Annotated in this window: 1 protein-coding gene; it reads right to left on the reverse strand. The window is 71.4% G+C overall.

The features are described 5' to 3' along the window. Positions 1–1,400: calcium-binding protein (locus BLS34_RS25190; RefSeq protein WP_139189503.1), on the reverse strand; the 1,400-nt coding region annotated here is incomplete at both ends.

Raw genomic sequence — 1,400 nt, forward strand, 5'->3', positions numbered from 1 at the left:
GTGACCGTGTCGTTGCCGTCACCGCCGGTGACCGTGTCGTTGCCGTCGCCGCCGGTGACCGTGTCGTTACCGTCGCCGCCGGTGACCGTGTCGTTGCCGTCACCGCCGGTGACCGTGTCGACCACGTCGAAGGAGACGTCGGTGAAGAAGCCGCCCTGGCCGTCGCTGCCGATCGACACCCGGGGCACGCCGCCGGCGCCGACGACGCCGAAGGTCATGTCGGCAGCACCGTCGCCATCGGTATCGACGGAAATATACGCGGTGTTGCCTTCGGTCCGCATGCTGAAGTCGGACACGTCGAGCTCGACACCGTCGATGCGGATGACGTCGCCCTCGTCGTACTGCGCGACGAGGTCGTCATCGCCGACGAAGAACGTGTCGAAGCCTTCGCCACCGACGAAGGTGTCGGCGTCGGCGCCGCCATATAGGACGTCGTCGCCCTCGCCACCGACCAGACTGTTGGGCCCGTCGCCGCCGACCAGCGTGTCGTCCCCGACCCCACCGGAAAGGGTATCGGCACCCTGACCGCCGGACAGCAGGTCCGCGCCGTCGCCCCCGTTCAGCCTGTCAGCACCGGCACCGCCGGAGAGCGTGTCGTTGTCGCCGCCGCCGGCCAAGGTGTCGTTGCCGTCACCGCCGGCCAGCGCATCCTCGCCCGCCCCGCCGGAGATCTGGTCGGCGCCCTGGCCGCCGAAGGCCGTGTCCGCTCCCTCGCCGGCCGTGACGGAATCGTTACCCAGGCCGCCGGACAGCAGGTCGTCGCCAGCGCCGCCGCTCAGGGCGTCGTCGTCATTGCCGCCGGACAGGGTGTCGTTGCCCTCGCCGCCCTCCAGCAGATCGTTGCCGCTGCCACCGCTGAGGGCGTCGTCGCCGAGACCGCCGGTCAGCGTGTCGTTGCCCTCGCCGCCGGACAGCGTGTCGTCGCCGGCCCCACCGGACAGGATGTCGTCGTCCCTGCCGCCCACGGCCAGGTCGTTGCCGTCACCGCCGGACAGCAAGTCGTTGCCGCGGCCGCCGCTGAGGACGTCGTCGCCCTCGTCGCCCAGCAGCACGTCCTCGCCGACATTGCCCAGCAGCGTGTCGTCGCCGCTGCCGCCATCGACGGTGTCGTTGCCCCAGCCACCGCCGATGAAGTCGTTGCCCTCGCCGCCGGAGAGCAGATCGTCGTTCTCGGGAAGGCCCGGATCCTCGCCGTCGTCGTCGACCCCGTCATCGCCGACAATCGTGTCGTTGCCCGCCCCGCCGGACAGCGTGTCGTTGCCACCGCCGCCCGAGACATCGTCGTCGCCGGCGCCGCCGCTGACCGTGTCGTTGCCGGCGCCGCCGGAGATCGTGTCACCGCCATCGCCACCGGTCAGCGTGTCGTTGCCCTCGCCGCCGGAGATCGTGTCGCCGCCGTC

The sequence above is a fragment of the Thalassobaculum litoreum DSM 18839 genome, assembly GCF_900102465.1.
Classification (GTDB): Bacteria; Pseudomonadota; Alphaproteobacteria; order Thalassobaculales; family Thalassobaculaceae; genus Thalassobaculum; species Thalassobaculum litoreum.